The sequence below is a fragment of the Oleiphilus sp. HI0080 genome (assembly GCF_001635135.1).
Window position 1 is genome coordinate 1 of the sequence record NZ_LWFU01000504.1, and the last position, 2875, is coordinate 2875.

The following is a 2875-nucleotide window of genomic DNA, read 5'->3' on the forward strand; positions in this document are numbered from 1 at the left end:
GTGAATGAACTGGTCTCGCGCGTCGCCAGTAATTCAGAGTCTGTCCATATTACCGCTGAGCAGCTAGTCACGATTAGTAACAACCTCCAAACCTTATCAAGCACTCAGCAACAACAAACGGACATGATCGCCAGTGCCGTTGAAGAATTGACTGCGTCAGCCAGCGAAGTAGCGGCAAACGCAGGTCAAGCTGCGGACGCAGCCGAGAAAGCATATCAAAACTCACAAGCATGTCGTCAATCCAGCACTACGACCGAGAATGATATTCTCAGCCTCGACAACCAAATTGCGAGTGCAGCGGAAACCATTGCCTCGCTGGATGAAGAAACAACCGAAATTGGCTCGCTACTGAATGTCATCCGAGGAATTGCAGAGCAAACGAACCTGCTTGCGTTAAACGCAGCCATCGAAGCGGCTCGAGCAGGCGAACAAGGCCGCGGCTTTGCAGTTGTCGCAGACGAAGTCCGTTCTCTTGCAATGCGCACCCAACAAGCGACGGAACAAATCAATAACATGATTGAAAGTCTGCAAAAAGGCAGTAGTACGGCTGTAACCGCGATTCAAGCAAGTCAGGGCTTAGTGAAAACTTGCGTTGATAACACGCATAACAGCTTGGAGTTAATTGAGCAGGTCGAACAGGCGATAAACCAAATAAACGAGATGAACCAATTCATTTCAACCTCCGCAAATGAGCAAAGCACCGTTACCGCCGAAATCAGCCAAAATCTCAGTGAAATCGTGCACTCTGCGTCCGACATGAACACACAGATTGGTAGCAGCAAGCAAATGATTGGCGATCTCGACCACAACGCGAAACAGTTGGAATCAATCAAATCTCGCTTCAAGACATAAATACAGCCCGTTCATTTGCCAACGAGCACCATACCCTGGTGCTCGTTGATCGATGACGCTCTCCCCCTCCCCTGTCAAATGCTCTCTATATCCACGCTCAGCCGACAAAGTGTGGCGCCTTCGGCATAGACACTAGAAGCAAAAGACCAGCGCTATGCCCTCTACAGCAACGAGTTTTTAAGACTATACTCAAGGACCGAGCCAGTTGGCTTTTACAACAAAGAAGCTTCAATCATTGAAAGATTCTCAAGACGGGAAAAGGCAAGAAAGTTTATGGAAAATCCAGTCGGCAACCAAGGAGTGGTCCACACCCTTAGAGAACTTCATTCGATCACGTCGAATACGCAACTAAGCATTGATGAGAAGACCCAACAATTACTCAAACTCGGCAAAGAGACATTTGGCTTGCCGCTTGCGATTGTCAGCCGAATATCGGGTGATCAATATATCGTTGAGTATTCTGACACTCCAAACGCAGAGGTAAACCCCGGCGACACGTTTGAACTAGGACAAACCTATTGCTGCCACACGCTCAGTGCCAATGGCCCTACTGCATTTCACCACGCGGGTAAAAGCTCTATCAACAGTCATCCTTGCTACTCCGCATTTGGCTTAGAGAGCTATATTGGTGTGCCTGTAGAAGTCTCAGGCGAACGATTCGGAACGCTTAATTTCTCAAGCCCCGACGTCCGCGATACCCCTTTCTCATCTGATGATATGGAGCTCATTCGCCTCTTTGCCCAATGGATTGGCAATGAGCTTTCGCGGAGCAAAGCTGAGCGCGATCTTTTTCGTTATCAAGGTCTTCTAGAATCAATGGGTTCTTTGGCTCGCATTGGTGCGTGGGAAGTAGACATAGAAAATAGAGCTGTGACTTGGTCTAGCATGACGAAGGAAATCCATGAGGTAGGGCCGGATTACACACCCTGTCTAGAGGAAGGAATCCAATTCTATAAAGAAGGAGAGAGCCGAGAACGCATTGAGTCAGCGGTCAAATCCGCCATGGAAGAGGGTACACCCTGGAACCTTGAGCTCCAGATCGTGACAGCAAAAGGCAATGAGCTTTGGGTCGCAGCCTTGGGTAGAGCGGAATTGAGGGATGGAAAGTGTGTCCGCCTCTATGGGTCTTTTCAAGACATAGATGAAAGAGTAAAAGCCGACAACGCCCTAAAAGAAGCAATCGAGCATTCAGCCTCCCAAACATCACGCATGAGGTTGGCCAATGATTCGGCCGCAATCGGCGTCTGGGAGTGGAATCTCAGCACAGATGAAATGACATGGGATGAATGGATGTATCGACTTTACGATACCTCCGAAGACGAGTTTTCCGGAGCAACGGAAGCTTGGGAGAATCGCCTTCACCCGGATGACATCGAGCATGCGAATTCTCAATTCGAACGCGCCGTTTCAGGCGAGGGAAAATACGACCCGGAATATAGAATTGTGCGTCCGAATGGCGAAATACGCTGGTTGAAAACAAGTGCTGAGGTTTTCCGAGACAACTCGGGAAAAGCAATCAAAGTCATTGGCGTCAACTACGACATCACAGAGAAAGTGACAACCTTGGAGAAGCTTGAGGCGGCCAAAAACGCAGCCGAGCATGCGGCTCGTGCAAAGGGCGAGTTCTTGGCGAACATGAGCCATGAAATTCGGACCCCGATGAACGGTGTCATTGGTATGTTGCAGGTGCTTAAGAACTCCGGTTTGAACAGAGAGCAAAGCAAGCAACTCGATATTGCAATCCGTAGCGCCGAATCTCTTTTAGTTGTCATAAATGACGTTTTAGATGTTTCAAAAATTGATGCCGGCAAGCTTGATATCGAATCGATTAACTTTAACTTGCGCGATCAAATCAATGAAATCATCAACGTGCTCTCGCACACGATCCCCCCTGACGCAGAGCTAAAACTTGTCTCTGACACGACCGGAGTGAACCATCCGAACGTCCTCGGAGATCCCGTCAGAGTGCGGCAAATCATCTCAAACATCATAAATAACGCCATCAAATTTACCGCCTCAGGCG

At 48.7% G+C, this 2875-nt stretch carries 2 protein-coding genes; both read left to right on the forward strand.

Annotated features, from left to right (window positions below):
- The coding region (locus A3751_RS10575; RefSeq protein ID WP_231876874.1) for a methyl-accepting chemotaxis protein at nucleotides 1-852 on the forward strand (852 nt) is incomplete at its 5' end.
- A gap of 273 nt (nucleotides 853-1125) precedes the next feature.
- Nucleotides 1126-2875: GAF domain-containing protein (locus tag A3751_RS10580; RefSeq protein ID WP_156492379.1), on the forward strand; the 1750-nt coding region annotated here is incomplete at its 3' end.